A 25,508-nucleotide genomic window follows, 5' to 3' on the forward strand; every position below is an offset into this window, starting at 1 on the left:
TCATCAAGACCGGCTTACTTGCTCGTACCATCGCATTGCGACCTCCTTATTCGAGGTTCGTGTGTCGTTGCCGCATCGAGTGCGCAGTCTCGTCCAACCGCTCCCTCAGGGCCAGGACGAGGATTTCGAAGACGACGTACTCGACCCCCTCGAACAGGCTCCCCATCGGCAAAACGGAGGGCGCGGCATCGCCGCTCTCATCGTCGGCCATGGTCTGGGCTGGTAGTAGAAGCATAGCGTCGCAAGCAAGCCCGGTCTCGCCGACTGCCTGTGCCGTGATGCAAAGCGTGGCCGCGCCTGCGACCCTGGCCGTAGCGGCAAGGGCGGATGTCGTGGAGAAATATCCCGGCCCGGCGCTAACGATCAGGAGATCGCCGGCGCCGACCGGAGGAGTAGACATTTCGCCGACGACATGCGCATCGAGGCCCAGATGGAAAAGGCGCATGGCAAGCCCCTTCATCATCAGCCCTTCACGTCCGACCCCATACAGCACGACGCGCCGCGCTTTTTCGATCATGTCGAGCGCGTTGTCTATCTGGGCGGCGTCGATGCGCGCGATCGCGTCCGCTATCTCGGCTGTCGCGCGCCGTCCGGCACTGGCAAGGTCGGCCATTGTTCAACTCCGCTTGGACGGATTCCTTAAGCGTAGAGCTGGTTGCCGGCGTGAAATGTCTGGGCGACCGCCCGGTCCAGCATACCAGCCTCGTCCAGTAAATCGAGCAGCGTATAGCGTTTCCTGATCCAGCGCGCCTTGAGAACCGTCGCGCGGTGCCGCTTGGGCGTCAGCCCGATCTGCCTCGTCGTCGCCGGTGCGCCGGCGGCGACGAGCAGGGCACGCATTTCGCTTCCGCGTATCAGATGCTCCGAAAGTCGTTGCCGCAAGGAAGGCCAGACCGTCCTGAAATTGGCCAGCCGCGCTGCCAAATCCTCCGGCGCGACCCACTTTGCCCGCGTCTCGTCCAGTGACCTTCGCATGATGGCGGGGTTGTCGAATGCCTCGCCGATCGTGGTTTCCACGGCCGCCCATTGCGGCGAGCGGGCCGCGACCACAAGCGGATCGATACGGGAAAAGTCTTGCTGGATCAACCAGTCGAAAAGGGCAAGCATGGTCAGGCAGCCAATAGCCACACAGGCGCCGTGAGCGACTTTCTGGCCGCCGAGCGACAGACCCTCCATCTCCCACAAATGCGCTATCTGGTGATCCGCGCCTGAAGCCGGCCGTGACGACCCATGCAGTTCCATCGCCACGCCCGATGCCGCCAGCCCGACAAACAACTCCGCGATTGCTGCCTTGTCGCCGCGTTGAACGCCCGCCGGGTTGGAAAGCCAGCCGCGTAAATTGTCCTGTACCAGCGGCCATGCGGTGTCGTCGAGCGCTTCGATGCCAAGTGCATCGGCAATCAGCCAATCTCCGCCAGCCGGAACCTTGCCCGAGAGATCGCCAAACCCCCAACCGCTCATCGCCGGGGGGGCGGCGCTGATGATGTCGAGATCGGCAAGGATGACGCGTGGTGGCGCGCACTGGATCGTTATCTTGAACCCATTGTCGGAGAGTGGGGCGCCCGCACTCGTGTAGCCGTCCATCGACGCCGCCGTGGGTACGCTCATGAAGCTGGTCCCGGCCGTATAGGCCGCATAACGCGCCAGGTCGTTGATGACGCCGGAGCCGACGGCGACCAAAACCGGGCGAATGCCGTTTGACCGCGATCCCATTTCCTTGACCAGCGTCGCGATAGCCTCGCCATATCGACGATCCGGTGACAATTGCGGCCGTGACGGCATGATGTGCAGTTCAGGCTGCATGCCGGTGGAGGCCAGGGCTTCGCGCACGGCGATGCCTGCGACAGCGTATGTGATTTCGTCGGCCAGTATCAACGCGGGTGAACCGCCGAACTGGTTTCGGAACACCACGCCCGCCTCGCCGATGCATCCCTCGCCGACGATCAGGCGATCGATGGACTTCGAGCGTTCAATGGCTGGAACGTCGTAGTGCCGATCCGACGTCCGCGGAGCGGCTACGTCCGCCTCAAGTTTACGTGTCATTCCTGCTCCCGGTTCGTGAGCGCCGCGCCGGCGGCGTCAAATAGATGAATGCGTTTGGTGGGAATCGACATGGTCACGGCACCGCCTCGTTCGATGCCCGTCTCGCCGCTTACCTTCACGGTGATGCGGTCGCCCGGCTTCGTATCGACATAAAGGATCGTCTCGCCACCGAGCGTCTCCTTGATGTCGACGTTGCCCTCGATCATGCCCGCGATCCGCTCGCCCGCGCCAATGCTAGCCTGCGACAAGACTGATCCCGCCGGCGATACGCCTATATGTTCGGGCCGAATCCCCATGGTGAGTTCTCTTGCCTGAGCTAGGCCGGCCGCTGGCGGGGGAAGCACAATCAGGGCATCGCCATAGTAAGCGGCGGCCTGCTCGCGTTGCGCATCCACCGCAACCGAAACGCTCAGGAAGTTCATCGAGGGCGAACCGATGAAATCGGCGACGAAGCGGCTCGCGGGTCTGTGGTACAGATCCATCGGCGTACCTATCTGTTCGATCCGCCCCGCATTGAGCACGACGATCTTGTCGGCCATCGTCATGGCCTCGACCTGGTCGTGGGTGACATAGATCATCGTGGCGCCAAGCTGCTTGTGCAGGCCTTCTAGTTCGATACGCATCTGCGTGCGCAACTTCGCGTCGAGGTTCGAGAGCGGTTCATCGAAGAGGAACACCTTGGGCTTGCGCACGATGGCGCGTCCGATAGCGACACGTTGGCGCTGCCCACCCGAGAGTTGTCCCGGCTTGCGATCCAGGTAGGGTTCGAGTTGCAGGATGCGTGCCGCATGCAAGACGCGTTCGGTCCGCTCCGCCTTGGCGACCTTGTTGACGCGCATGCCGAATTCCATATTCTGGCGAACCGTCATGTGGGGATAGAGCGCGTAGGACTGGAACACCATTGCCACGCCGCGATCGGATGGCGCCGTGCGCGAGATGTCCTGACCGCCTATCTCCATCTGGCCGCTGTAGTTACCCTCAAGCCCGGCAATGGTGCGAAGCAGCGTGGACTTTCCGCAGCCTGAAGGGCCGACGAAGACGACGAACTCGCCGTCGGCGACGTCGAGATCGATCGCCGTCAGCGCCTGAAAGGTTGAATAGAATTTGGTGATGTTTCTCAGTTTCAGGGACGCCACTCTCAATCCTCCCTTGCCGGCCTTCGAGACCTGAAACTCAAACCCCGTTTCGGGAGTGACCGCATTGGTGCGACTGCCGTCTTCGTGGTTGACGTTTACAAATGTAAATGAAAAGATTACGATGTAAAGGTCATTTAGATGCTGGGAGGATTGAATGAACATGAAATCGATGGCCAGGGTGGTCTCTGCGAGCGCCGCCATGGTCTTTGGGCTTTCTCCTGTCGCTGCTTCCGCGTGGTCGCTGGAAGAGGCTGCCAAGCCTTATGCCGGGACGACGCTGAACGTCGACTTCCTGCTGAGGCCGGGCTACGAAGCTGCCAAGAAAATGTTGCCTGAGTTTGAGAAGCAGACCGGTATCAAGATCAACATCACCGACCTTCCCTACGAAAACGCACTTGGAGAACAGGTTCGTGATTTCGTTTCCGGTGGCGATCTCGACATAGCGTTGATCGATCTGGTGTGGATTGGTAACTTCGCCGAAAACGGCTGGATCGTGCCTGCCGAGAAATTCATCAATGATCCGAAGCTTGCCGATCCCAATCTCGACCTTAAGGACTTTTTCCCGCTTACCCTCGATGCATTCGGCACATGGAACGGCAAGCTGTACGGTCTCCCGTTCGACAACTATTCCGGTCTCTTGTTCTATAACAAGTGCATGCTCAAGGACGCCGGGTTCGACGGTCCGCCCAAAACGTGGGGCGACCTCAAGGACAGATACGGTCCGGCTCTGACCAAGGATGGAAAATACGCCTTCGCGCTTCAGTCAAAACGCAATGAGACGCAGTCCGCCGACAGCTTTGCGCGCATGCTGTGGCCATTTGGCGGCTCCTTCCTCGACAAGGACTTCAAGTCCAATCTGATGTCGGAAGGCAGCCAGACCGGCCTGAAGTTCCGCCAGGATCTGATGAAGTACATGCCGGAGGGCATAGTCGCTTATGACCATGCCGAAACGGTGAACGCGTTGGCTCAAGGCGACGTGGCCATGATCACCGAGTGGTCGTCCTTCTACTCTACCCTGAAAGATCCCGAGACCTCGAAGATCGGCGATTGTCTCGCCGTAGCGCCGGAGCCGGCGGGACCGGCAGGGCGCAAGCCGGCTCTCGGCGGCTTCTCGCTGGCCGTGGCCGCGCAGGCCGACTCCAACAAGCAGGCTGCGGCATGGCTGTTCATCCAATGGGTCACCTCTAAGGCCAATGCCAAGCAGTATCTCGAACTGGGTGGCGTTCCGGCGCGGCAGTCCGTCTATAAGCTGGACGGCGTCGCGGAAAAGTACGATTTCGTGCCAGCCTTGGTGAAGAGCTGGCAGGAAGGGGTGCCGCAGTTCCGGCCCCGCTTTGCCGAATGGCCGCAGATCACCGAGATCGTCCAGGAATGGGGCACCAAGATGATGCTTGGTGAGGTCTCGACCGAAGATGGAGCCAAGGAGATCGGCACCCGCATGGAAACCGTTTTGAAGGACGCCGGTTACTACGATGGAAAAAGGCCTCTCTTGCAGTGACAGGCCTGAACCTCGTCTGCCGCCCGACAGTGGGCGGCAGAGGAAACGAGGCTCGGTCGGTTCTTCCCAATCGGCCGAGTCTCCTCGTGTTTCGCCCACTTTGTTCTCAAGACGAGTGGGAGCAAACGTCACACCACTTCGACCTGCGCATTTGTATTTCACTGAATTAAGAATGCTTCAGTGTGTGGAGGCCTTGCTATCCGATGAGCCGATCGTCGAGTGAACAAGAACTGGCGCAGCTGGCGGATCTCATCAACGTCAGTGTGGTTTCGCGCGCAACCGTTCTGGCCTTTCTGAGCCCAGCCGTAGTTGCGCTTGTGGTGATCGGCATTGTGCCTCTCGTATTCGCAGTCTGGATTTCGCTTTACGATTATAATCTGACGAAGCTGGCAAGCAGTTCCTTTGTCGGCCTGCGGAACTATGCAACGGTGCTTACCGATCCCGCATTCTGGGATGCCATGCGCCGGACCTTCATCCTTCTCGTGATCGCCTTGCCTGTCCAGGTCGCGTTAGGCACGATCATCGCCCTTGTCTTGCACAGACCCGGGTTGACCTTTCTGAAGACGATCGCACGCCTTTCCCTCGTCATTCCAATGGCGACGACCTATGCGGTGGTGGGTCTCCTTGGTCAGATCATGTTCAACCTCAAATATGGGGTCGTAAACCAGCTTCTCGGGTTCGTCGGCGTCCACCCGATCAACTGGCTGGGCATTCCTTTCAACGCCTTCGCCGCCGTCATTTTCTGGGATGTCTGGCAGTGGACACCTTTTTGTGCGCTGGTCTTCCTGGCCGGCCTGACCACCGTACCCGTCGAGATCGAGGAAGCGGCGCGTCTGGAGACGAAAAGCTGGTGGACTATACTGCGCTACGTCCAGCTTCCGTTCCTGCTTCCCGGCCTGACCGCCGTGCTCATCTTGCGTACCGCCGACACGCTGAAACTGTTCGACATGGTCTTCACCATGACGCGCGGAGGCCCTGGGTCGGCGACCGAATTCATCAGCCTGCTCATCCAGCGCGTCGGCTTCCGCGTTTTCGACCAGGGCATCGCATCCGCGCAGGCGATGGTTTTGCTCGTCATCACCATCGTCCTGAGCCGGCTTTATATTTGCTTCTTCTATAAGGAGGTTTGACGATGCGCCGCGAGGATACCACACGCCCCCCTTCGCTCGTCGCGCAGGTGCTGCTGCTCGCGGCGATCATCGTCTTCTGCCTCTTTCCATTCTACTGGATGGTCTCGACCAGCCTCAAAAGCCAGATCGTCGCCTTGCAGACACCGCCCGCCTGGATATTCGAGGTAACCTTCTCGAACTACACCGAGGTCTTGTTCCAGAACGACGTCGCCAAAAGCCTGATCAACTCTTTGATCATCGCCGTTTCGACGACGGCGCTGTCGATCGCGCTCGGGACGCCGGCCGCGTTTGCCCTGGCGCGATTCGAATTTCGCGGCAAGAAGGATTTGTGGTTTTGGTTCATAACCAATCGCATGGTAAGTCCGATCGTGCTCGCGCTTCCTTTCTTCCTGATCGTTCGCCAGTTCCACATGCTCGACACGCATATCGTGCTGGTCCTGATCTACCTCACGTTCAATCTGCCGATCGTCGTATGGATATGCACTGACCAGTTCCGCTCGATTCCACGGGAGATCGATGAAGCCGCCCTGCTCGAAGGCGCTTCGCAATGGCGCATCTTCCGCTCGATCTGCCTGCCGCTTGCGGCCCCTGGGATCGCCGTATCGGCGATTTTTTCCTTCATCTTCTCATGGAACGAACTGATGTATGCGCTGGTGTTGACACGTAACCAGGCCAAGACAGCGCCCGCCGTCGCCGTGTCGTTCATGGAAGGCTACACACTGCCTTACGGAAAGATCATGGCGACATCGACGCTCATCGTCATCCCGGTCATCGTCTTCGCGCTGATAGCCTCCAAGCAGCTCGTGCGTGGGCTGACGATGGGTGCCGTGAAATGAAGCGGGCTCTTGCCAGGCCCGCAACAACGGCTAATGGCGCTTCCAGCTATTCCGAATCGTGCTGGCGCGGCGATGTGCCTCAACCAGTTGAGGATACGACCGCGCGGGTTTAACATAGCAAGAGTTAGAGGTGCTGCAACCCTTGTTGGTCTTCTGCTAAGGGTGTGAGTATGAGCGAGATCGCGACAGGTGTCTTTGGAGGCATCGACGAGGACGCACAGTTTCTGGCCCGCGTGGCGTGGCACTACTATGTCGAAGGCATAAACCAGCAGGCCGTCGCCGATCTGCTGGCAACCAACAGGCTGAGGGTGAACCAGGCGCTTCGCGATGCCCGCCGTGAGGGTATCGTACGCATAGAGATCGATTCGCCGTTCTTGCGGTCGATCCAGTTGGAGGCTTCGGTGCGCGCCCGGTTCGGGTTAAAGCGCGTGCGCATTGTCCCAAGCCCCAGTGATCCCGCCAAGACGCAGGCGGTGGTGGGCGCGGCGCTTGCCATGGAAATATCCCCCATCCTGGCAGACACAGCAGTGACCCGCTTCGGGCTCTCCTGGGGCATGACAATTTACAACGCGTCGCGTTTCCTGCGCCCGGTGTCGCGGCCTGACCTCGAGTTCGTCTCGCTTCTGGGCGGAATCTCGAAAGGATCCGATGTCAACTCGTTTGACATTATCAAGGCATTCGCCTCGCAGTATGATGCCGAGCGGACCTATTTTACCGCACCGGTCTACGCTCCCTCAAAGGCCGCACGCGACGCCATTGTCGGCACCGAGTTCTTTGGCGACGTATTCGAACGCATTCGCAGCGTCGATGCATGCGTGATCGGATGTGGGGACATGTCGAAGGATTCCCTGCTCATTCGCTATGCCGTTCCCTCGGATGTCGACATTCGCGAACTCATCGAGGCAGGCGCGGTAGGCGACGTCCAAGGCCAGTTTATCGATTCTGAGGGTCGTCTGGTCGATCATGAGATTAATCACCGGGTGATTGGTATAGGCATTGCTGACGTAGCGGGAATAGCCGGTGCCATCCTCGCTGCGGGTGGGGCTGGCAAGGTACCGATCATCCGCGCGGCCCTGCGCACGGGCGCATTCGAATGCCTGGTAACCGACGAGACGACGGCTGAACATGTGCTTGCAGATGAAGTGCCGGCACAGGGTTAGGATCCTGATTCTGAAGTCCGTTTCATTCTAGGCGTTTGCCGCGAGGGCACGCCCAGAAGCAGCATGCTAGAGCGTTTCACATTTAAGTTGACTTGTAACCAGCATTTTCGACGTAGTTCTGGCACTCGGTTGGCGTGACTGGCAAGGAATGAGCGGAGAAGAAAATGGCGCGCACTTGGGTCGGCACCAGTTGGAAGATGAACAAGACGCTGGCGGAAGGACTGGCCTATGCCGAGGCGCTGGCCGCCTTCGTGCCGGGCTTCGTCATTTGGCGAATTAAAGCGCTTGCCGTCGAAACGATCGGCAATGACGGTGATGCTGCCGTCATGTTCGGTGCGGGTGACGCGCCTTGTCTGGTGCTCGCAACTGACCAGCCGGCCTTGGAAATCGACCGTGTTGCCGTTGGAGTTGTTGGACGGCTGGCGAAACGCCGACATCGAGCCATCGGTGTCGTCGTAACGCATCATCCGGTTATTGAGGATGTCGGAAAACACCAGGTATCGGCCAGCCGAAAACCAGGCAGGCCCCTCGAGCGAGCGCCCGCCGGTCCACAGGCGTTCCACCGCCACATGGTCGACGAAGCATTTTGAAAACCGCTCGTCCAACGGCTCGAACCCGGTTCCCTCTATATCCCCGAACATCGCCAAATTTCCTCCAGATTATTTTTGGCCTTGTGGCATGGCGTGACGGCCTACGGTCTCGGGGATTCCGGGTATCAGTGGCTCTCGTGGTTCTTCATCCACGCCATGGTGTCTTCGAACGAGGCGACGCAAGCGTCTGAGCCGAGGCCGCCGGCGACCTGGGCGGCAACCGCCTGCGCGAAGCGAACGGCGTCCTCCGGGTTCATCTTGTGATGCAGCGCGGTGATGAAGCCGGCGTCGAAGGCATCGCCGCAGCCGGTCGTATCGACTACGTCGATGACATAGGACGACACTTTAAGCCGCGTGCCGGTGGCGTCGGCGTAGTAAGCGCCATCACCGCCCAGCGTGAACACGCAGGTCTTGGCGCCACGGTCGAGATAGAAGGATCCGCAATCCTGCACCGAAGTCTGGCCGGACATGTCGCGAGCTTCCTCGATCGAGGGCATGAAATAGTCGATATAGGGCAACAGCGGCAGTACGATGCCGGCGGTTTCCGCTGTCGCGGCGATCAGGTCGAAGGTGACCGTGCAGCCGCGCCGCTTGGCTTCCATCAAAAGCGTCACGCTCTTTTCGCCGTCGAGCGTGCGCAACAGGCCGGTGCCGCCCAGATGCACGATCGGCGCGTCGAACACCTGGTCGTACAGGCGCTCCGGTAGGTCGAAATGATCGGAAGCGCCGCGCTGGTGCAGCGCCGGCCGGTCGCCGTTCGGCCGGATGTTGAGAATTGTCGCCGAGGTCGAAATACCGTCCAGCCGCTGCATGGCCGACGTGTCGATGCCGTGCCGCTGCATCGCGCCGATCACGAAATCGGCCTTTTCGTCTTTTCCGACAGCACCAACCGCGAGGCTTTTCAGGCCAAGCTTGGCCGTGTTGATGACGACGCCGCCGGCAGTACCCGCCACCGTAAGCTTGATTTCCTCGATGAACTCGACATTGCCACGATCCGGAATGCGGCTGACTGGGCGGCCGAGAATGTCGAGGATATAAAGGCCGATGACCGAAACGTCGTAACGCATGAGTGTCCTTAGATGGTGACGCGCTGGCCGTCGCAAAACAGCATCAGGCGTTCTTTGGGGGCGATCAGGTGGACGGTGCCGCCGAGCGGGGCGGGCGGGCGGCTTTCGGTGTTGACCTTGAGCACGGTGTCGCCGATCCGAACCTTGGTAAGATAGCGCCCGGCGATGCCGATCGCCTGCTCGACCAGTACGGCTGGCACGCTGCCTGCCTGCGGCTTGCCCATCATGCGCACCTGTTCGGGCCGGATGCCGACGGCGATCTTTTCGCCTTGCTTCATGCCCGCAGGGGCGGGCAGGGGTGTTGCCAGGATCGGTGACGAGATTTGTCCGTCCGCAAACGTGGCCGCCACGAAATTCATGCCGGGATTGCCGAGAAACCAGCCGCCGAATTCCGAAGTGGGCTCGTTGTACAGTACCTGCGGCCGGTCGTATTGCAGGATGCGCCCGGCCTGCATCAGCGCGATGCGGTCGGCCAACGTCATCGCCTCGGTCTGGTCGTGGGTGACGTAGACGATGGTCTGCTTCAGGCGTTGCGCCACCAGCTTGAAGGCGCGAATCAGGTGCAGCTTGGCGTTGACCTCGACGTTGGTGGTCGGCTCGTCGAACAGCACGATTTCCGAGTGGCGCGCAACGGCTCGACCGACCGCGACCTTCTGCCGGTTACCCAAGCTCAGGCTTTCGATGAACGCCCCGGCCAGCGGCCTTATGTCGAGAACGTCGAGAACTTCGTTGACGCGCCGCTCGCGCTCGGCTGCGGAAACCTGCTTGTCGTAGACCATCGGCAGGGCGATGTTCTCGCGCACCGACAGCGTCGGGTACATGACCGGGTATTGGAACACCATGCCGACATTGCGCTTGCGCGGCGGCAACTCCGTTACGTCGCGACCACCGAACAGGATGCGGCCGGAAGTCGGCGTCTCCAGTCCCGCCAGCATCCGCATCAAGGTGGTCTTACCGCAACCCGAAGGACCAAGCAGGCAGGCGACTTCGCCGTCGGCGAAACTCATGTCGACGTCGCTGACGGCGGTAAAACTGGCAAACCGCTTGGTGACGTGTTCGATGACGATATCGGCCATCAGTGTTTCCCGCCGGCAAGACGCGCGCCCGAGGCGGCATCGAAAAGCATCACGTCGGCCGGATCGACGGTGACCATCACTTCGGCGCCGAACGTCGGTGGCGCGATGCGTGAAAGGGGCAGGACCGCGGTCAGTTGAACCTGGCCGGCTTCGAGATAGACCACGGCCTCGCCGCCGAGGTTCTCGACCAGCGTGACGCGGGCGTCGATACGAAGATCGTTTCCCGCGCCGCGCGGCGAACCCTCGAAATGGATGGCCTCCGGGCGCAGCCCCGTAATGATGTCTCCAAGTGCGTGGCCGGCTGGCGCGGAAAAGCGCAACGGGCCGGCTTCGACCAAGTCTTCGGCGATCCGCCCCGGCAAAAGGTTTGCATGCGGGAAGCCGATAAGATCGAGCGAGCGGGCAAAACGGGGATCGTCGTAGACGGCGATCGGAGTGTCGTGCTGGACGACGCGCCCTGCATCGACGACGACCAGCCGCTGCGCCATGTTCAACGCTTCGAGGCTGTCGGAGGTGGCATAGAGGAACGTCGCCTTCAGTTCCTCGCGCAGGCTTTTCAACTCGTCCATCAGCCGCTCGCGCAGCTTGTAGTCGAGCCCGACCAGCGGGTCGTCCAGTACGAAGATTTCGGCATCCTTGAGCAATCCGCGCGCTACCGCGACGCGCTGTTTTTCGCCGCCGGAAAGCTGATCAGGTGTCTTCTTCAACAGATGCGTGATCGACAATATGCCAGCCGTGCGGTCGACGCGCTTGGCGATCTCCTCTTTCGGGGCCTTTGCCAGCGTCAGCGGATACGCCATGTTCTGCGCCACCGTCTGGTGCGGATACAGCGCAAAATTCTGCGGCACGTAGCCGATGGCGCGGGTCGCCGGCGTCTCGTTGGTGATATCGCGGCCGGCGAGCAGGATGCGGCCGGAGTCCGGTTTCTCAAGCCCGACAAGCAGGCGAAACAGCACCGACTTGCCCGAGCCGGAGGAGCCGCAAAGGACGGTAAAACTCTGCGGCTCGACCTTGAGGTCGAAGTCGTTCAGCACGCGCTTGGCGCCGTAGGTTTTGGTAATCGACTGGAATTCTACGGCCACGACCTACCGTCCAAGCTGCGAGAAATACGGCACCAGCAGGATGCCGATCGTGAACACCACCGCGGCTATCGCCAGCACCATCACAATGAACAGAAGGCTGCGCCCCACCGAGGCGTCCTTGCGCAGATTGCCAACGGCGATCTGAAGGAAGGTAGCGACGACGAGGATCGACAACCCGACCTTGTAGAGCGTCAGGCTGTAGCGTTGCGCGATCAACAGGATGCCGGCAGCAAGCGCCAGGATCATGAACATTTCGAGGCGTTCGGGAAAGGTGCGGGCCTGCTTCATGGCATCAGACCTCGCCCCGCACCGTGCCAAAAGTCATGCCGACGAGCAGGTACTTCTGGAAGATGTAGATGAAGGTGATCGGCAAGATAATGTAGACCGAGGTCATCGCCGAGATGAACGTCCAGTTGACGCCGCCGTCCGCATAGGTGCCGACGGCGAGCGCATAGGGAATGTTCTGCGTCGTCACGCCGCCGATGATGAAATTGAACAGGAATTCGTTCCAGACGAAAATCAGGTTGAAGATGAAGGCGGCGATCAGGCCCGGCCTCACCTGCGGCAACACCACCTTGAAAATAACGTGGAACCAGGAGCCGCCATTGACGATGCCGGTCTCGTCGAAGCGCGTCGAGACCCCGTCGAGAAAGCCCTTGAGAATCCACACGGAGAAGGGGATGGAAAACATCGCGTAGAACAGCATCAGCCACAGATGCGAATCCTTCCAGCCGAATGCCACGTACATCAGGAACACCGGCAAGATGACGGCCGGTCCGGGCAGCATGCGGATCGACAAAAGCAGGAACATCAGGAAGTCGGTACCCTTCGGCTTGAAGCGCGAAAAGCAGAATGCCGCCAGGAACGACACGAACACGGCGATGACGACGGCGCCGAGCGACAGCAGGATCGAGTTGCCGATCTGCAGGAACAACGACTGGCGCTGGAACAGGTCGACATAATTCTCCAGCGTCGGCGTGAAAATGAGCTTCGGCGGAATGGCGAGGATGTCGGAGCGGGTTTTGAACGAAGCCAGCACGATCCAGGCGATCGGCGCGAAAAAGATCAGCGAGATCGCCCATAGACCGGTGTAATAGGCTCCGGCGCGGAATTTGGCCATCGCTTTAGCCCTCCCTTCGGCGGCGCAGATTGAGGACGTAGATGAAGACGCTGGTCATGGCGATCGAGATCAGCAGCAGCAGCACCGAATAAGCCGACGACCAGCCCATGTTGAAGCTCTCGAAGGCCTGCTTGTTCAGTTCCATCGCCACCAGCCGCGTCTGCTGGCCGGGGCCGCCCTTGGTCATTGGAATGATCAGGTCGAGCGTCTTGAAAGAATCGATGGTGCGAAGCAGGATGCCGAGCATCAGGATGAACTTGCCATGGTGCCAGATCACCAGCGATAGCCGCCGCAGGAAGGGCACGCGGTCGATCTCGGCCGCCTCAAGCTCTGCCGTTGGCACGGAGCCGAGGGCTGCCAGCGTCATCAGGGTCATGAACGGCGTCCACATCCAGCAATCCACCGCCAGCACCGCCCAAAACGCGATGGAGGGATTACCGAGGAAATCGATCGGGCCCGTGCCGAACATCCCGTGCGCCATGGCGTTGAGCACGCCGAAGGTGGGATCGTAGATGAAGCGGAAGAACGTTCCGGTGGCGACCGGCGTCAGCACCATTGGCGCGAACAGCATGGTCAGCGCAATGCGCCGTCCCGGCATGTCGCGCGATCCCCAAAACAGGAACCCCAGCGCCGCCCCGAGGACAGTCTGGATGCCGACACCGCACACGACGAAGGTGAAGGTGCGCGACAGGTCGAGCCAGATGCCGTTCCGGGAATTGAAGATCTGGACGAAATTGCGAGCGCCGATGAATTCCGGCGGCATGCCGGAGGTCAGCGAGAAATTGTAGAACGACAGGCCGAGCAGCCACAGCGTCGGGATGGTGTTGAAAACGATGAAAAACAGCATCACCGGCGCCAGCAAGGTGAAGACCATCATGCGACGGTCGTCAAACAGGCGGGCCAGTCGAGGCCTCGACGTTATGGTCGACATAAGTACTTGCCCTTGGTCGCGTCTGTGGCGAAGCGGGCACGCAGCCAACCGGCCGGCGCCCGCTTCAATCAGTTAAGCTGCCTCAGAGAGAGGTGGTAGCGCAGGCATCGGTTGGTGCCGTCGCGGCTACGCCCGCTTCGTTCAGGATTTGCTGCTGGGCGCAGGCGATGTAATCCATGACCGCCTTCGGGTCGCTTGACTGACCCGAGACGAAGGACGAGTAACCTTCCTGCTGGATGGCCAGCATTTCCGAATATTTCGGATCGTGCCAGAAATCGCGCGAGCGCCCTTCCTCGAGCATGAACTTGTAGGTCTGGTTCCACGGATTGATGTCGTTGAAATCGTCGCGCGACAGCGTTGCCTTGTCGGCGGGGTTGCCGCCGCGCTTGGCGAATTCCACGGCCGTATCGGGCTGGTACCACCAGTTCATGAAGTCGATGGCGACGCGCATCTTCTTCTCGTCGTTGAAAGCATTGATCACCCAGGGCTGGCCGCCCATCGAATAGATGCGCTTGGCGGCGTCGCCCTTGCCATGCTTGGGAGGCGGGACGACAAGAACCTTGCCCTTCAACTCTTCGGTGATCATCGCCGAACCGACGGCTGCCCACTGAATGGTCGAGAACACCTTACCCTGGGTGAAGACGTCGATGCCCTCGGCAATGCCGTAGTTGGTGGCGCCGGGCGGGCAATATTTCAGCCAATCCTTGAACGCCTGCAGCGATTCAGCGTTTTCCTTGGTATTGAGGATGCCTTCGATCTGGCCGGTTGCCGGATCCCAGATCTCGCCGCCACGGCTCCACAGGTAGTTGTTGAAGGCACAGGTAGCGAAGTCGTAGACGCGGCTGTATTGCTGCGCGAAACCCCAGCGCTGGTCGTCCGGCCGGGTGAAGAATTCGGCAATTTTCTCGAATTCATCCATGGTCAAGGCGTCGAAATCTTCGAAGGTCTGCGGCAACGGCTTGCCGTATTTGGCCTGGAAGGCCTCCTTTTCCTTGGGGTCTTCAAGCCAGTCCTTGCGCACGTAGAGCGCCTCGACGTCGCCTTCCTGCGGCAGGCCCCAGATGTCCTTGGTGCCATCCGGATAGGTCATGTAGGTATCGACGACGGTCTGCGAATACCATTCGAGCTGAAGCGCCGGGTTCTGGGCGATGATGTCGTTGAGCTTGAGGATCCAGCCGGGCTTGGCGAGCGCGCCGAGCCACTGGGAATCCGAGATGATGATGTTGTATTCCTGGCTTTTCGTCGCCAGTGACGTCGCCGCCTTCTGGAACAGATCGGAGAACGGCGCTTCGGCAAAGGCGAAGGAGACGTTGTAGCCGTACTTTTCCTTGACGAAGTCGGCAAACAACGGCGACATCTTCACGCCGAGCGAAGAGGGGACCCAGCCGGCGATGCCGAGGATGTTCATTTCGATCGACTGGCCGGCCAGCGGATGCTCTTCCGCCGCAAACAGCCGGTTGATGAACGGTGCGCCAAGTGCGGTGGACATTCCCAGTGCTGCGCCGCCCTTGAGCAGGCTGCGTCTGGGGATCGCGAGTCTGGACCCCGATCCTGGAGTCTTGAAGATCGTCATGGTTGCTTCCTCCCTGTAAAATAACGGTTTAGGTGGTGGTGTGGACACATTGCCGGCAGCGCCAAATCGAGGATCAGCCTCGGGGACTCCCAGGCCCCGGCTTCTTCTCGAAACCGATCCAGCCGTCCTATAAACTGCTATTGGCGACAATATTCAGATGCGGTAAGACAAATGTCAAGTTGGCAAAAAATGAGCACATGACCCAAGTGAGCAATGGTTCGGTCCGACAGATTGAGGCTTCTGGCCTCATGCCGTTGCAATTCCGCGACGACCCGCTTTTGTGGGCGGGTTGGCTTTATGCCCAGGACGGGATGACGCAAAACGAGATCGCCAAGGCGATGGGTATCTCGCGTGCGACCGTCAACGGCTATCTGGCCGAGGCGCGCACGCGCGGGATCGTCACGCTGACGATGGAGCCGGCGCGGCTTAGCGAATTCATGATCGCGCAGGCGCTGAAGGAGCGCTTCAACCTCAGCGACTGTGTCGTCATTCCCGACGGTGAGGCCGGTACTTCCTTGGTCGACAGGCTGGGCTTGGCCGGCGCGCGGGTGCTTGAACGGTTGATCCGGCCCGGCGACACGCTGGGGATCTGCTGGGGGCGCACGATGCTGGCGCTGGCGCGCTCCATGTCGTCGCTGCGGCTGGCCGACCTGTCCGTCGTGCAGATGACGGGGGGCATGGCCGCTCCGATAAGTTTCACGCCGGAACTGTGCGTCTCGAAACTGGCAACCGCGCTGGGCGCGCGAGCCGTCAACATCACCGCGCCCGCCATCGTTTCCAGCGTGGAAGTGCGCGATATCCTGATGGGCGAGGCGGCGTTGCGCGACCAGTTCGAGACGGCGCGCCGGGCCGACAAGATCATCTTCGGCATATGCTCGACGCGGCCGGGCAGTTCCCTGCATGAAACCAGGCTGATGCCGAAAGGCGAACTTGCCGACCAGACCTTTCGTCGCGCGATTGCGATGGTTGCCGGCCGCTTTATCGACAATCGCGGTGCCGCCGCGCAAGGTCCGCTGGACGCCCGCATGATCGGGCTGACGCTGGAGGAGATTTCGCGGATCAAGCTACGGATCGCCGTGGCTGGCGGCGTCGAAAAGGTACCGGCCATTCTTGCTGCTTTGAAGGGGCGCTATGCGAACGTCCTGATCACCGATGCGGCAACGGCACACGGCATTCTTCAAGCCGAGGGGGTGCCGGCCTCTTTGAGCGCGCTGCGTGGAACGAAACGGTCACAGGTTGAGGAGGGAAATCCGATGAAGACGAAGAAGCTGATCAACGATCCGAAGAACATCATCGAGGAGATGGTGGACGGCATCATCAAGGCGCATCCCGGCCATGTGCGCCAATTGGAACATAGCCCGCGCTCGGTCGTTGCCGTCCAGGAGCGGCGCGAAGGCAAGGTCGGCATCATCGTCGGCGGCGGCTCGGGGCACGAGCCGTCCTTCGTCGGTTTCGTTGGCAGGGGCCTCGCCGACGGCTGCGCCATCGGCAACGTCTTCGCCTCGCCGCCGCCAGATCCGATCCTCGAGTGCACCAAGGCGGTCAACAATAGCGCTGGCGTCCTTTATCTCTATGGCAACTACGCCGGCGATGTGATGAATTTCGACATGGCCGCCGAAATGGCGGGGATGGAGGACATCGAGGTCCGCACCGTGGTCACCACCGACGACGTGGCCTCCGCACCGCTCGACCAGAAGGAAAAGCGGCGCGGCGTTGCTGGCAATTTCTTCGTGTTCAAGATGGCCGGCGCTGCCGCTGACAAGATGGCCTCGCTCGATGAATGCGAGCGCATTGCGCGCAAAGCCAACGAACGCACCTTCACAGTTGGCGTGGCGCTTTCGCCCTGCTCGCTGCCGCAGACGCTGCGCCACAATTTCGAGATCGGCCTCGGCGAAATGGAGATCGGCATGGGTATCCATGGCGAGCCTGGCATTGTCCGTGAGCCGCTGCGTACCGCCGACGAAGTGACAGATGACATCCTTGAGCGGATTTTTGCCGAACTGCCGGCAAAGGAGGGGTCGAAGGTCGCGGTTCTGGTCAACTCGCTTGGATCGACGACGCTGATGGAACTTTACGTCATCAACCGGCGCGTCCACGAGCGGCTCAGCCGTCGCGGCATTGACGTTCATGCGACATGGGTCGGCACCTATTGTTCATCGCTGGAGATGGCGGGCATGTCGATCACGCTCATCAGCCTTGATGACGAGTTGACCGAACTGCTCGATCATCCTTGCGACTGCGCGATGTTCCGCGCCGGTTGAGCCCACTCCTTTCCTCTTTGCATTGGAAAAACGTTCATGACCATTTCCACTCAAGATCTCGTTGCCATGTTCATTGCGGTCGCAGACGCCATCGAGGCGAACAAGGACCATTTGTCGGAGCTGGACGGCATTATCGGCGATGCCGATCATGGTGTTTCCATGGGGATCGGGTTTTCCGCCGTGCGCGATGCCGTGTCGCAGATCGATGCGTCGGCGGAGCCGGTGACGGTATTCAACGCCGCGGCCAAATCTTTTCTCAACGCCGTCGGTGCTTCATCCGGGCCGCTCTACGCCACCGCCTTCATGCGCGCAGGTGCTGCCGTCAAGGGCAAGACCGAACTCGACCGGGACGACATGGTGGCGGTTATCGCGGCCATGGCCAAGGGCATCCAGGATCGCGGCAAGGCCGAGCGCGGCGATAAGACCATGGTCGATGCCTGGCTGCCCGCAGCCGAAGCGATCGCCGAGGCCGCGCAAGACGGCGCGGGCATTGGCGGCTGCCTGGATGCATCGGCAAAGGCCGCGCAGGAAGGGGCCGATGCCACCAAGGCCATGCTGGCGTCCAAGGGGCGTGCCGCTCGTCTCGGTGAGCGCTCGCTTGGCCATATGGATCCGGGTGCCGCATCCACGGCGCTGATCGTGCGCACCATTGCCGATCATTTTTCGACGGCCTGAAGTCACATCCACGCTTTCGGGTCATGGCGTCGACTGTCTGGTAGGTTCGTCAGGCAAATATCGGAAAAAGGACGAAATCATGGCTTTCGATCACTCGACCCCTTGACGCGTGGGGCCGATACCCTGTTCCTAGAAGCACTTGCCAAACGCGGAATTGGAGTCCCGAAGGTATCGCCAAGGTCGGGCGCCGCGACAAGCTCAACGGAACGCAGTCAGGCATTCCTCGGCAAGATACTCCGCCACTGCGGAGCTACGCGGCATTGAAGCCCGGCCGCAACTGCGGCAAGAAGGGCAACCCGCCCATACATCGGCCACATCGGCTTTCAGCAGCATCGGAGCGTCATCCCATGAGCAACCATCTCCGTTTCTTCATCAACGGCAAATGGGTTGCGCCTGCGGTGCCGGTCACGCTCGACATGATCGATCCATCGACCGAAGAGGCCTATACGCAAATTTCGCTTGGCTCGAAGGCCGATGTAGACAAGGCGGCGGCCAATGCGGCTTTCCCGTCTTTCTCGCGGGCGACCGAGCCGAGCGCCTGAAACTGCTCAATCGCATCCTCGAAATCTACAACAACCGCTATGAGGATATCGCTCAGGCCGTCAGCCGGGAAATGGGCGCGCGACACGCAGGCCTGGGCCGGCCGCGCGCATATGGAATCGACCATTAAGGCGCTGGAGGATTACGAATTCAGCGAGAAGCGCGGTTCCACCATGGTGGTGAAGGAGCCGATCGGCGTCTGCGCGCTGATTACGCCGTGGAACTGGCCGCTCAACCAGATCGTCTGCAAGGTCGCCTCGGCGATTGCCGCCGGCTGCACGGTCGTGTTGAAACCGTCCGAAATCGCGCCGATCAGCGGCATCGTATTTTCCGAAATCATGGACGCAGCCGGTACGCCGAAGGGCGTCTACAACATGATCAACGGCAACGGTCCCGATGTCGGCCAGATCATGGCCGGCCACCCCGATGTAGAAATGGTTTCCTTCACCGGCTCCACCCGCGCCGGCATCATCGTCGCCAAGACGGCGGCCGACACGGTCAAGCGCGTGGCGCAGGAACTGGGCGGCAAGTCGGCCAACCTCATCCTTGCCGATGCCGATTTCGAACAGGCGGTTATCGGTGGCGTCGAAGGGCAATAGCGGCCTGTCCTGCGATACGCCTACCCGCATGCTGGTGCCGGCAGCCCGCCACGACGAGGCGCTGAGCATCGCGAAAAAGGCGGCCGAGGCCTACAAGGTCGGTGATCCGCGCTCCGAAGAGACGAAGCTTGGCCCGGTGGTCAGCCCGATGCAATTCGACAAGATCCAGCGGCTGATCGAGGCCGGTATCAAGGAGGGCGCGACGCTGGTGACGGGCGGCCCAGGCCGGCCCGAGCACCTCAACCGCGGCTATTATGTTCGCCCGACGGGGTTCGGCCATGTCACGCCGGGCATGGCCATCGAAAAGGAAGAAATCTTCGGGCCGGTGCTCTCCGTCATCTCCTACGAGGACGACGACGACGCGGTGAAGATCGCCAACGACACCGTCTACGGCCTCGCCGCCTATGTGCAGTCGCAAAATATCGAACATGCGCGCACCGTTGCCGCCCGCCTGCGTGTCGGGCAGGTGTCGATCAACTATCCGGATTGGGACACGTTCGCGCCGTTCGGCGGCTACAAGCAGTCGGGCAACGGTCGCGAATATGCCGACTGGGCAATTCACGACTTTCTCGAGGTCAAGGGCATTATTGATTACGGCGCGTGAGCGCATCCGTATTCTGGGGAGATAAGAATGCTCAAAGGTATCAGTCCATCGCTCAACGCCGACGTGCTTTACGCGCTGGCGGCGATGGGGCATGGCGACGATCTCATCATCTGCTACACCAACTTTCCGGCCGATTCGACCGCGCGCCAGACCACGCTCAGCGATGTCTTGCGGATCGACAATGTCAGCGCCGGGGCGGCGGCGGCGGCGATCCTGTCGCTCTATCCGCTCGACACTTTCGTCGACGATGCCGCAGCACGCATGGAAGTCGTCGGCAAGCCCTACGAAATTCCACAGGTACAGCAGGTGGTACAGCAGGTGGTACAGCAGGTGGTCGACCGGGCCGAAGCAAAATCCGTGCCGCTGAAGCCGGTCGAGCGCTTCGCCTTCTACGAGCGGGCCAAGCAGGCTTACTGCGTCATCCAGACGGGCGAGCGCCGTTTTTACGGCTGCTTCGCCTTCAGGAAGGGCGTGCAGCCGCCGGATGCGAAATAGCGCCAGGCGTTTGGGGCGGACGCGGAGGACAGGCTGATGGGAAATGCAGCTCGCGGCGAAAACGATGCCGAGTTTTGGGTGCTTCGCGAGGCGTCGGCACCCATCGGGGCCAATCCGCTGCTGGTGCAGGGTGCCGGCGGCAACACCTCGATCAAGGACGGAGACACGCTGTGGATCAAGGCGTCCGGCACCTGGCTGAAGAATGCGGCGCACGACGATATCATGGTGCCGGTGGCGCTCGGTGCGCTGTTGGCCGCCGTCGCCAACGATAGTCCCGAGGCTGACACGCCGCAGCGCTTTAAGATTGCCGAACGCAATCCGGGGTGGCCTGCGGCCATCCATCGAGACGACGGTGCATGCGCTGATGCCGCAGCGTGCCGTCATCCACGTCCATTGCGTCGAGACGATCGCGACTGCTGTGCGCGCCGATGCGGGAAGGCTGGTGGCCGAGCGCCTGCGCGAACTGAACTGGGCCTACGTGCCCTACAGCAAGCCCGGCCTGGCGCTCGCCCGCAATATAGCGGAACGGCTGAAGCCTCAAACCGACGTACTTGTGCTCGGCAATCACGGCATCGTCGTCGCAGCCGACACGGTCGCCGAGGCGGAGGTCCTGTTTTGCATCGGGTGAGTGGGCTGCTTTCACAGCCGGCAAGGCACGCGCCGGCCCCGGACCACGTCGTTTTTCTCGGCGAAGGCGTGGCCGTTGCCGGATCGCAGGAGGTCGCAGCGCGCGCAGGCCGTCGAGAGCGGGCTCGATCAGGTGCTGGCGAGCATCGACCCACGGCAGGTCAAGGCGCTAGCAGTCGACGGCACATCCGGCACGGTTTTGCCTGTGGATCGCAACGGAACGCCTTTGGCCGGTGCTTTGATGTACAACGATCCGGTCACCGATGCCGGTATTCTCGAAATGATCAAGAGCCACGCACCGGCCGAAAGTGCCGCCCACGGCGCCACCTCCGGCCTCGCCAAGCTTATGCATTTCCAGCCTGTCGCGAAGGCATCCCGCATCCTGCATCAGGTGGACTGGATCGCCGGCCAAATGTGCGTCCGCTTCGATGTCAGCGACGAAAACAACGCCCTCAAGACTGGCTACGACCCGGTTGCCCGGCAATGGCCAGACTGGATTTCGGCGACGGGCGCCGACAGAATGCTGTTGCCGGAAGTCGTGCCGCCGGGGACGCCGATTGGTACGGTGACCCAAGCCGCCGCCGACCGTTTCGGCCTTTCCGCGCGATACGGTTATCGTAAGCGGCACCACCGATGGCTGTGCCTCGTTCCTTGCGACGGGGGGCTGCAGAGCTGGGCGATGGCGTTACCGCGCTTGGCTCCTCGCTGACGATCAAGCTTTTGTCCGCCGCGCCTATCTTCGCGCCGCAATACGGCATCTACAGCCACCGTGTCGGTGGAGGCTGGCTGGCCGGCGGCGCGTCGAATAGCGGCGGCAAGGTGCTGGCGCATTTCTTTGGCGCCGGGCAGATCGCCACCTTGTCGAAGGCAATAGATTCAGCCGTGCCGAGCGGCCCTCGACTATTATCCGCTGCTGGCCAAGGGCGAGCGCTTTCCGATCTCCGACCCCGAGATGCAGCCGCGATTATCGCCGCGGCCGGAAAGCGTCGCAAAATTCCTCGCTGGCATGTTGGAAGGCATCGCCGCCATCGAAGCACTGGCGTATGCGCGCCTCGGCGAATTGGGCGCGCCGAGGCTGCGCTCAATCAGAAGCGTCGACGGCGGCACCAGGAATCCGGTATGGCGTGAGATGCGGCAAGCAAGGCTCGGCGTTCCGCTTGTCGCGGCGCTGTCCGAGGAAGCGGCAGCCGGCACGGCGCGGGTGGCGCCGGCGGCCGTCAAGCGGGGAGTATTTTGAACGTGGCGATCGATGGACCCGAACTGCTGGCCGACCTGCGCCAACTTGCCGAACGTTTCGACGCGTTCTTCGTTGACCAATTCGGCGTTCTTCATGACGGCAACGCGCCCTATCCCGGTGCCGTCGAGGCGCTGCTCAGCCTGAAGGCGGCGGGCAAGACAATCGTGCTTGTCTCCAACTCCAGCAAGCGCGCCAGCTTGAACGAGGACCGCCTGCTTGGCTTGGGTTTTCAGCCGGGGACGTGGGATATCTTCCTCAGTTCTGGCGAAGTGGCCTGGCGCAAATTCGCCGGGCAGTTTGGAATGAGCGGCTGGCGGCGGGAACTCGGTGCCCGCTGTTGTCACGTGGGCGGGACCGTTTCGCCATTGACGACCTCGACCTGGAACTGGTGCGGATGGCGCAAGCGCCAAGGTCGTGCCGCTTTCGGGAAGCAAGGGCAACACCAAGTTGATGGAGTTCTACCGCGCCTTGCTTGAACCCGCCGCCCGCGCTGGCGTGCCATGTATCTGCACCAATCCCGACAAGATCATGCTGGCCGAGGCCGGCCTGAGTTCGGGACAGGGGCGATTGCCGATCTCTACGAGGAAATGGGGCGGACCCGTGGAGCGGAGCGGAAAGCCATTCTCGACTATCTACGAGGTCGCGATGAATGATCTCGGAAATCCCTCGAAGGAAAAAATCGTCGGCATCGGTGACAGCATCGAGCATGACAGCGCCAGCGCCAAAAGCGCGGAGATCGCTGCTGCACTGGTGCGGCCCGGTATCCTCGCTGAGTTTGGCCCCGCCGAACTCCGGGACGCCTTCGCTCGTTATGGTGCGACGCCCGATTTTCTGCTGCCGCAGTTCGTTTGGCGGGGCTTGACGGGCAGGCAGTTCCACCTCGGCACGCCTGCATGGTACCGCTTCGCCGATGTGCGGGGCCTTTCCGGAAATTGTCAGCGTTAATTGACTTTTGTCGAAGCCAGTGAATAATGTCGCGACAACAGGCAAGCCAGCTTGAGGCGACGAAGGTTGCGGATTGGATCATTCCGCCGAGATAAGAGAACCGGGCAGAAAAGATGAAAAACCTATGGATTGACGGCGAAGCGGAGAAGCTGGCCGCCGAATACGCGAAAAAGGGCGTGGCCCATGACCTGGCGCTGCGCGTCTACACAACCCGACTGCTTGGCGGTGAACCGCGCCTGGTCCTGCATGGCGGCGGCAACACCTCGGTCAAGACCAAGGCCACCGACATCGTCGACGACGAGTGGGACGTTTTGTGCGTCAAGGGCAGCGGCTGGGACATGGGCATCATCGAGCCGCAGGGCCTGCCGGCGGTAAAGATCGGCGCGCTGCTCAAGGCCCGCAAGCTGCCAAAACTTTCCGACGAGGACATGGTTGCGCTGCAGCGCGCCAACCTTATCGACCCGGCCTCGCCAAACCCTTCGGTGGAAACGCTGCTGCATGCCTTCCTGCCGCACAAATTCATCGATCACACGCATTCGACCGCAATTCTCGCCATTGTCGACCAGAATGATAGCAAGGCGCTGAGCGCCAAGGTGTTCGGCCCGAAGATGGGCTTTGTTCCCTACATCATGCCGGGCTTCGATCTGGCGATCGTCGCCGCCGACGTCTACGACGCCGATCCCTCGGTCGAGGGCCTGATCCTCGACAAGCATGGCATCTTCACCTTCGGCGACGAGGCCAAGCAGGCCTACGACCGTATGATCCACTATGTCACCATGGCGGAAGACTATGTCGCCAAGAACGGCAAGAAGCCTGCGCCGAAGGCGCCCTTGCCGGCCAAGCTGGCCAAGCCCGCCGACATCGCTCCGGCCTTGCGCGGCGCGGTCGCTGTCGACCGCGGCGAAGGCAAGTTCGACCGCATGATCAGCGATTTCCGCACCTCCGACGCGATCCTCGATTTCGTCGAATCGGATAAGATCGCCGACTATGCCGGGCGCGGCGTCTCGACGCCCGACCTGTCGATCCGCATCAAGACCGGGCCGATGGCGCTGCCCGCGCCGGATGGCGCCGACCAGGCCGCCAACAAGCAGGCGATCAAGGACCATGTCGCCCAATTCGCCGCCGACTACCGTGTCTATTTCGAGGAAAATGACGCGCGCGACGACGTAAAGCGTGCCATGCTCGACCCGATGCCGCGCCTCACTCTGGTTCCCGGCCTCGGCATGTTCGGCCATGGCCGCACGCTGAAGGATGCAAAAATCGCTTCCGATGTCGGCGAAATGTGGATCGAGGCCGTGCGTGGCGCCGAAGCGGTGGGCGACTTCCGCCCGCTGTCCAAGGCCGACCTGTTTCCGCTCGAATACTGGTCGTTGGAGCAAGCCAAGCTCGCCTCCAACAAGCCCAAGCCGCTGACCGGGCAGGTGCTGCTCGTCACGGGAGGCGCGGGCGCGATCGGTGCCGCCACCGCCAGGCTGTTCGCCGCCAACGGCGCCCATGTGGTGGTTTTCGATCTCGACGCCGCCAAGGCCGACGAGGTGGCGAAGCAGGCCGGCAACAACTCAATCGGTGTGGGCGGCGATGTCACCAAGCCGGCTGACGTGCGCGCCGCCTTTGACAAGGCGGTCGCGATCTACGGCGGTGTCGATATCGTCGTTTCCAACGCCGGTGCCGCCTGGGAGGGGCGGATCGGCGAACTGGACGACGCTTTGCTGCGCAAGAGTTTCGAGTTGAATTTCTTCGCGCACCAGTCGGTGGCACAAAATGCCGTGCGCATCATGCTGGAGCAAGGCACCGGCGGCGCCTTGTTGTTCAATACCTCCAAGCAGGCGATCAATCCGGGTGTCAGGTTCGGCGCCTACGGACTGCCCAAGGCGGCGACGCTATTCCTGTCGCGGCAATATGCGCTGGAATACGGCGTCTACGGCATCCGCTCGAACGCCGTCAATGCCGACCGCATCCGCTCCGGCCTGCTGACTGACGAGATGATCGCCAACCGCTCGAACGCGCGCGGCCTGTCGCAGAAGGAGTACATGTCGGGCAATCTACTCGGCCAGGAAGTGACCGCCGAGGATGTGGCGCAGGCGTTCCTGCATCACGCGCTGGCCGAACGCACCACTGCCGATGTGACGACCGTGGACGGCGGCAATATTGCGGCTGCCTTGCGTTAAACTGGCTACCGTTAGGGACAAGCGTCTCGAGGACGGTTTTCTTGACCGTCACCATCTACGGCATCCCCAATTGCGACACGATGAAAGAAGGCGTACCTGACTTGAAAGCCATGGT

Annotated in this window: 23 protein-coding genes and 3 pseudogenes; 15 read left to right on the forward strand and 11 right to left on the reverse strand. The window is 61.3% G+C overall.

Annotated elements, in window-relative coordinates:
- Positions 1-46: 46 nt before the first annotated feature.
- Genes ACX3P1_RS15320 through ACX3P1_RS15330 form a run of 3 tightly spaced genes read right to left on the reverse strand, consistent with a single transcriptional unit; the run spans position 47 to position 3,380 of the window.
- Positions 47-613, reverse strand: a complete 567-nt coding sequence (locus ACX3P1_RS15320; RefSeq protein ID WP_459080448.1) for an SIS domain-containing protein — start codon at positions 611-613, stop codon at positions 47-49.
- Between the two features lie 26 nt (positions 614-639).
- Positions 640-2,043, reverse strand: coding sequence for a sn-glycerol-1-phosphate dehydrogenase (locus tag ACX3P1_RS15325; protein WP_459080449.1), 1,404 nt, complete (start codon positions 2,041-2,043; stop codon positions 640-642).
- On the reverse strand, positions 2,040-3,380 hold the full coding sequence (locus tag ACX3P1_RS15330) for an ABC transporter ATP-binding protein (protein WP_459080450.1): 1,341 nt from the start codon (positions 3,378-3,380) through the stop codon (positions 2,040-2,042). Before ACX3P1_RS15330 ends, ACX3P1_RS15325 begins: the two co-directional genes overlap by 4 nt.
- Here ACX3P1_RS15330 and ACX3P1_RS15335 point away from each other — a divergent pair.
- The 5 genes and pseudogenes from ACX3P1_RS15335 to ACX3P1_RS15355 form a co-directional block, all read left to right on the forward strand.
- Positions 3,334-4,677, forward strand: coding sequence for an ABC transporter substrate-binding protein (locus tag ACX3P1_RS15335; protein WP_459080451.1), 1,344 nt, complete (start codon positions 3,334-3,336; stop codon positions 4,675-4,677). The two genes, ACX3P1_RS15330 and ACX3P1_RS15335, sit on opposite strands and share 47 nt — an antisense overlap.
- A gap of 203 nt (positions 4,678-4,880) precedes the next feature.
- Positions 4,881-5,807 (forward strand): carbohydrate ABC transporter permease, encoded by a 927-nt coding sequence (locus ACX3P1_RS15340; protein ID WP_459080452.1) that lies wholly within the window; start codon positions 4,881-4,883, stop codon positions 5,805-5,807.
- 2 nt (positions 5,808-5,809) lie between these two features.
- Complete coding sequence (locus ACX3P1_RS15345; RefSeq protein WP_459080453.1) at positions 5,810-6,643, forward strand: carbohydrate ABC transporter permease; 834 nt, start codon at positions 5,810-5,812, stop codon at positions 6,641-6,643.
- Positions 6,644-6,813: 170 nt separating this feature from the next.
- The gene (locus tag ACX3P1_RS15350) at positions 6,814-7,803 is read left to right on the forward strand and encodes a sugar-binding transcriptional regulator (protein WP_459080454.1); all 990 of its coding nucleotides are present in this window, start codon (positions 6,814-6,816) and stop codon (positions 7,801-7,803) included.
- A gap of 164 nt (positions 7,804-7,967) precedes the next feature.
- Positions 7,968-8,066 (forward strand): annotated as a pseudogene (locus ACX3P1_RS15355) (triose-phosphate isomerase); the annotation flags it as partial.
- Here the strand turns inward: ACX3P1_RS15355 and ACX3P1_RS15360 are convergent.
- The 8 genes and pseudogenes from ACX3P1_RS15360 to ACX3P1_RS15395 all read right to left on the reverse strand — a co-directional run.
- A pseudogene (locus tag ACX3P1_RS15360) lies at positions 8,067-8,444 on the reverse strand (SMP-30/gluconolactonase/LRE family protein); the annotation flags it as partial.
- Positions 8,445-8,518: 74 nt separating this feature from the next.
- A complete protein-coding gene (locus tag ACX3P1_RS15365; RefSeq protein WP_459080455.1) occupies positions 8,519-9,460 on the reverse strand; it encodes a carbohydrate kinase family protein in 942 nt (313 codons plus the stop codon).
- An 8-nt stretch (positions 9,461-9,468) separates the two neighbouring features.
- Positions 9,469-10,536 (reverse strand): ABC transporter ATP-binding protein, encoded by a 1,068-nt coding sequence (locus tag ACX3P1_RS15370; RefSeq protein ID WP_459080456.1) that lies wholly within the window; start codon positions 10,534-10,536, stop codon positions 9,469-9,471.
- The gene (locus tag ACX3P1_RS15375) at positions 10,536-11,618 is read right to left on the reverse strand and encodes an ABC transporter ATP-binding protein (RefSeq protein WP_459080457.1); all 1,083 of its coding nucleotides are present in this window, start codon (positions 11,616-11,618) and stop codon (positions 10,536-10,538) included. The genes ACX3P1_RS15370 and ACX3P1_RS15375 overlap by 1 nt, the downstream gene beginning before the upstream one ends.
- A gap of 3 nt (positions 11,619-11,621) precedes the next feature.
- A complete protein-coding gene (locus ACX3P1_RS15380; RefSeq protein ID WP_459080458.1) occupies positions 11,622-11,906 on the reverse strand; it encodes a hypothetical protein in 285 nt (94 codons plus the stop codon).
- A gap of 4 nt (positions 11,907-11,910) precedes the next feature.
- Complete coding sequence (locus tag ACX3P1_RS15385; protein WP_459080459.1) at positions 11,911-12,738, reverse strand: carbohydrate ABC transporter permease; 828 nt, start codon at positions 12,736-12,738, stop codon at positions 11,911-11,913.
- Positions 12,739-12,742: 4 nt separating this feature from the next.
- Positions 12,743-13,669: a carbohydrate ABC transporter permease gene (locus ACX3P1_RS15390; protein ID WP_459080460.1), complete on the reverse strand. Its 927-nt coding sequence runs from the start codon at positions 13,667-13,669 to the stop codon at positions 12,743-12,745.
- Positions 13,670-13,751: 82 nt separating this feature from the next.
- Positions 13,752-15,242, reverse strand: coding sequence for a substrate-binding domain-containing protein (locus tag ACX3P1_RS15395; protein ID WP_459080461.1), 1,491 nt, complete (start codon positions 15,240-15,242; stop codon positions 13,752-13,754).
- Between the two features lie 248 nt (positions 15,243-15,490).
- On the opposite strand from ACX3P1_RS15395, the gene ACX3P1_RS15400 reads away from it, so the two are divergent.
- The 10 genes and pseudogenes from ACX3P1_RS15400 to ACX3P1_RS15445 all read left to right on the forward strand — a co-directional run bounded on the left by ACX3P1_RS15400 (position 15,491) and on the right by ACX3P1_RS15445 (position 25,393).
- A complete protein-coding gene (locus ACX3P1_RS15400; RefSeq protein WP_459080462.1) occupies positions 15,491-17,503 on the forward strand; it encodes a bifunctional sugar-binding transcriptional regulator/dihydroxyacetone kinase subunit DhaK in 2,013 nt (670 codons plus the stop codon).
- 36 nt (positions 17,504-17,539) lie between these two features.
- Entirely contained in the window at positions 17,540-18,178 is a 639-nt protein-coding gene (gene dhaL / locus ACX3P1_RS15405) for a dihydroxyacetone kinase subunit DhaL (RefSeq protein WP_459080463.1), read from the forward strand.
- A 347-nt stretch (positions 18,179-18,525) separates the two neighbouring features.
- Positions 18,526-19,921 (forward strand): annotated as a pseudogene (locus tag ACX3P1_RS15410) (aldehyde dehydrogenase family protein).
- A 27-nt stretch (positions 19,922-19,948) separates the two neighbouring features.
- Positions 19,949-20,416: an RbsD/FucU family protein gene (locus ACX3P1_RS15415; RefSeq protein ID WP_459080464.1), complete on the forward strand. Its 468-nt coding sequence runs from the start codon at positions 19,949-19,951 to the stop codon at positions 20,414-20,416.
- A 304-nt stretch (positions 20,417-20,720) separates the two neighbouring features.
- A complete protein-coding gene (locus tag ACX3P1_RS15420; RefSeq protein WP_459080465.1) occupies positions 20,721-21,044 on the forward strand; it encodes a class II aldolase/adducin family protein in 324 nt (107 codons plus the stop codon).
- Between the two features lie 75 nt (positions 21,045-21,119).
- On the forward strand, positions 21,120-21,752 hold the full coding sequence (locus ACX3P1_RS15425) for a hypothetical protein (RefSeq protein ID WP_459080466.1): 633 nt from the start codon (positions 21,120-21,122) through the stop codon (positions 21,750-21,752).
- A 204-nt stretch (positions 21,753-21,956) separates the two neighbouring features.
- On the forward strand, positions 21,957-22,280 hold the full coding sequence (locus ACX3P1_RS15430) for an FGGY-family carbohydrate kinase (RefSeq protein WP_459080516.1): 324 nt from the start codon (positions 21,957-21,959) through the stop codon (positions 22,278-22,280).
- A gap of 2 nt (positions 22,281-22,282) precedes the next feature.
- A complete protein-coding gene (locus ACX3P1_RS15435) occupies positions 22,283-22,756 on the forward strand; it encodes an HAD family hydrolase (RefSeq protein ID WP_459080467.1) in 474 nt (157 codons plus the stop codon).
- 52 nt (positions 22,757-22,808) lie between these two features.
- A complete protein-coding gene (locus ACX3P1_RS15440) occupies positions 22,809-23,225 on the forward strand; it encodes an HAD hydrolase-like protein (RefSeq protein WP_459080468.1) in 417 nt (138 codons plus the stop codon).
- A gap of 113 nt (positions 23,226-23,338) precedes the next feature.
- On the forward strand, positions 23,339-25,393 hold the full coding sequence (locus ACX3P1_RS15445) for a bifunctional aldolase/short-chain dehydrogenase (RefSeq protein WP_459080469.1): 2,055 nt from the start codon (positions 23,339-23,341) through the stop codon (positions 25,391-25,393).
- Positions 25,394-25,508: the final 115 nt, after the last annotated feature.

This window comes from Mesorhizobium sp. A623, from assembly GCF_054489405.1.

Bases quoted from the DNA above. Each gene is read 5' to 3' on its own strand.
- ACX3P1_RS15385 (WP_459080459.1), bottom strand. From the start codon at position 12,738: ATGGCCAAATTCCGCGCCGGAGCCTATTACACCGGTCTATGGGCGATC.
- ACX3P1_RS15445 (WP_459080469.1), top strand. From the start codon at position 23,339: ATGAAAAACCTATGGATTGACGGCGAAGCGGAGAAGCTGGCCGCCGAA.
- ACX3P1_RS15400 (WP_459080462.1), top strand. From the start codon at position 15,491: ATGCCGTTGCAATTCCGCGACGACCCGCTTTTGTGGGCGGGTTGGCTT.
- ACX3P1_RS15335 (WP_459080451.1), top strand. From the start codon at position 3,334: ATGAACATGAAATCGATGGCCAGGGTGGTCTCTGCGAGCGCCGCCATG.
- ACX3P1_RS15395 (WP_459080461.1), bottom strand. From the start codon at position 15,242: ATGACGATCTTCAAGACTCCAGGATCGGGGTCCAGACTCGCGATCCCC.
- ACX3P1_RS15330 (WP_459080450.1), bottom strand. From the start codon at position 3,380: ATGGCGGCGCTCGCAGAGACCACCCTGGCCATCGATTTCATGTTCATT.
- ACX3P1_RS15345 (WP_459080453.1), top strand. From the start codon at position 5,810: ATGCGCCGCGAGGATACCACACGCCCCCCTTCGCTCGTCGCGCAGGTG.
- ACX3P1_RS15415 (WP_459080464.1), top strand. From the start codon at position 19,949: ATGCTCAAAGGTATCAGTCCATCGCTCAACGCCGACGTGCTTTACGCG.
- dhaL (WP_459080463.1), top strand. From the start codon at position 17,540: ATGACCATTTCCACTCAAGATCTCGTTGCCATGTTCATTGCGGTCGCA.
- ACX3P1_RS15380 (WP_459080458.1), bottom strand. From the start codon at position 11,906: ATGAAGCAGGCCCGCACCTTTCCCGAACGCCTCGAAATGTTCATGATC.
- ACX3P1_RS15340 (WP_459080452.1), top strand. From the start codon at position 4,881: ATGAGCCGATCGTCGAGTGAACAAGAACTGGCGCAGCTGGCGGATCTC.
- ACX3P1_RS15390 (WP_459080460.1), bottom strand. From the start codon at position 13,669: ATGTCGACCATAACGTCGAGGCCTCGACTGGCCCGCCTGTTTGACGAC.
- ACX3P1_RS15370 (WP_459080456.1), bottom strand. From the start codon at position 10,536: ATGGCCGATATCGTCATCGAACACGTCACCAAGCGGTTTGCCAGTTTT.
- ACX3P1_RS15365 (WP_459080455.1), bottom strand. From the start codon at position 9,460: ATGCGTTACGACGTTTCGGTCATCGGCCTTTATATCCTCGACATTCTC.
- ACX3P1_RS15325 (WP_459080449.1), bottom strand. From the start codon at position 2,043: ATGACACGTAAACTTGAGGCGGACGTAGCCGCTCCGCGGACGTCGGAT.
- ACX3P1_RS15320 (WP_459080448.1), bottom strand. From the start codon at position 613: ATGGCCGACCTTGCCAGTGCCGGACGGCGCGCGACAGCCGAGATAGCG.
- ACX3P1_RS15440 (WP_459080468.1), top strand. From the start codon at position 22,809: ATGCTGGCCGAGGCCGGCCTGAGTTCGGGACAGGGGCGATTGCCGATC.
- ACX3P1_RS15350 (WP_459080454.1), top strand. From the start codon at position 6,814: ATGAGCGAGATCGCGACAGGTGTCTTTGGAGGCATCGACGAGGACGCA.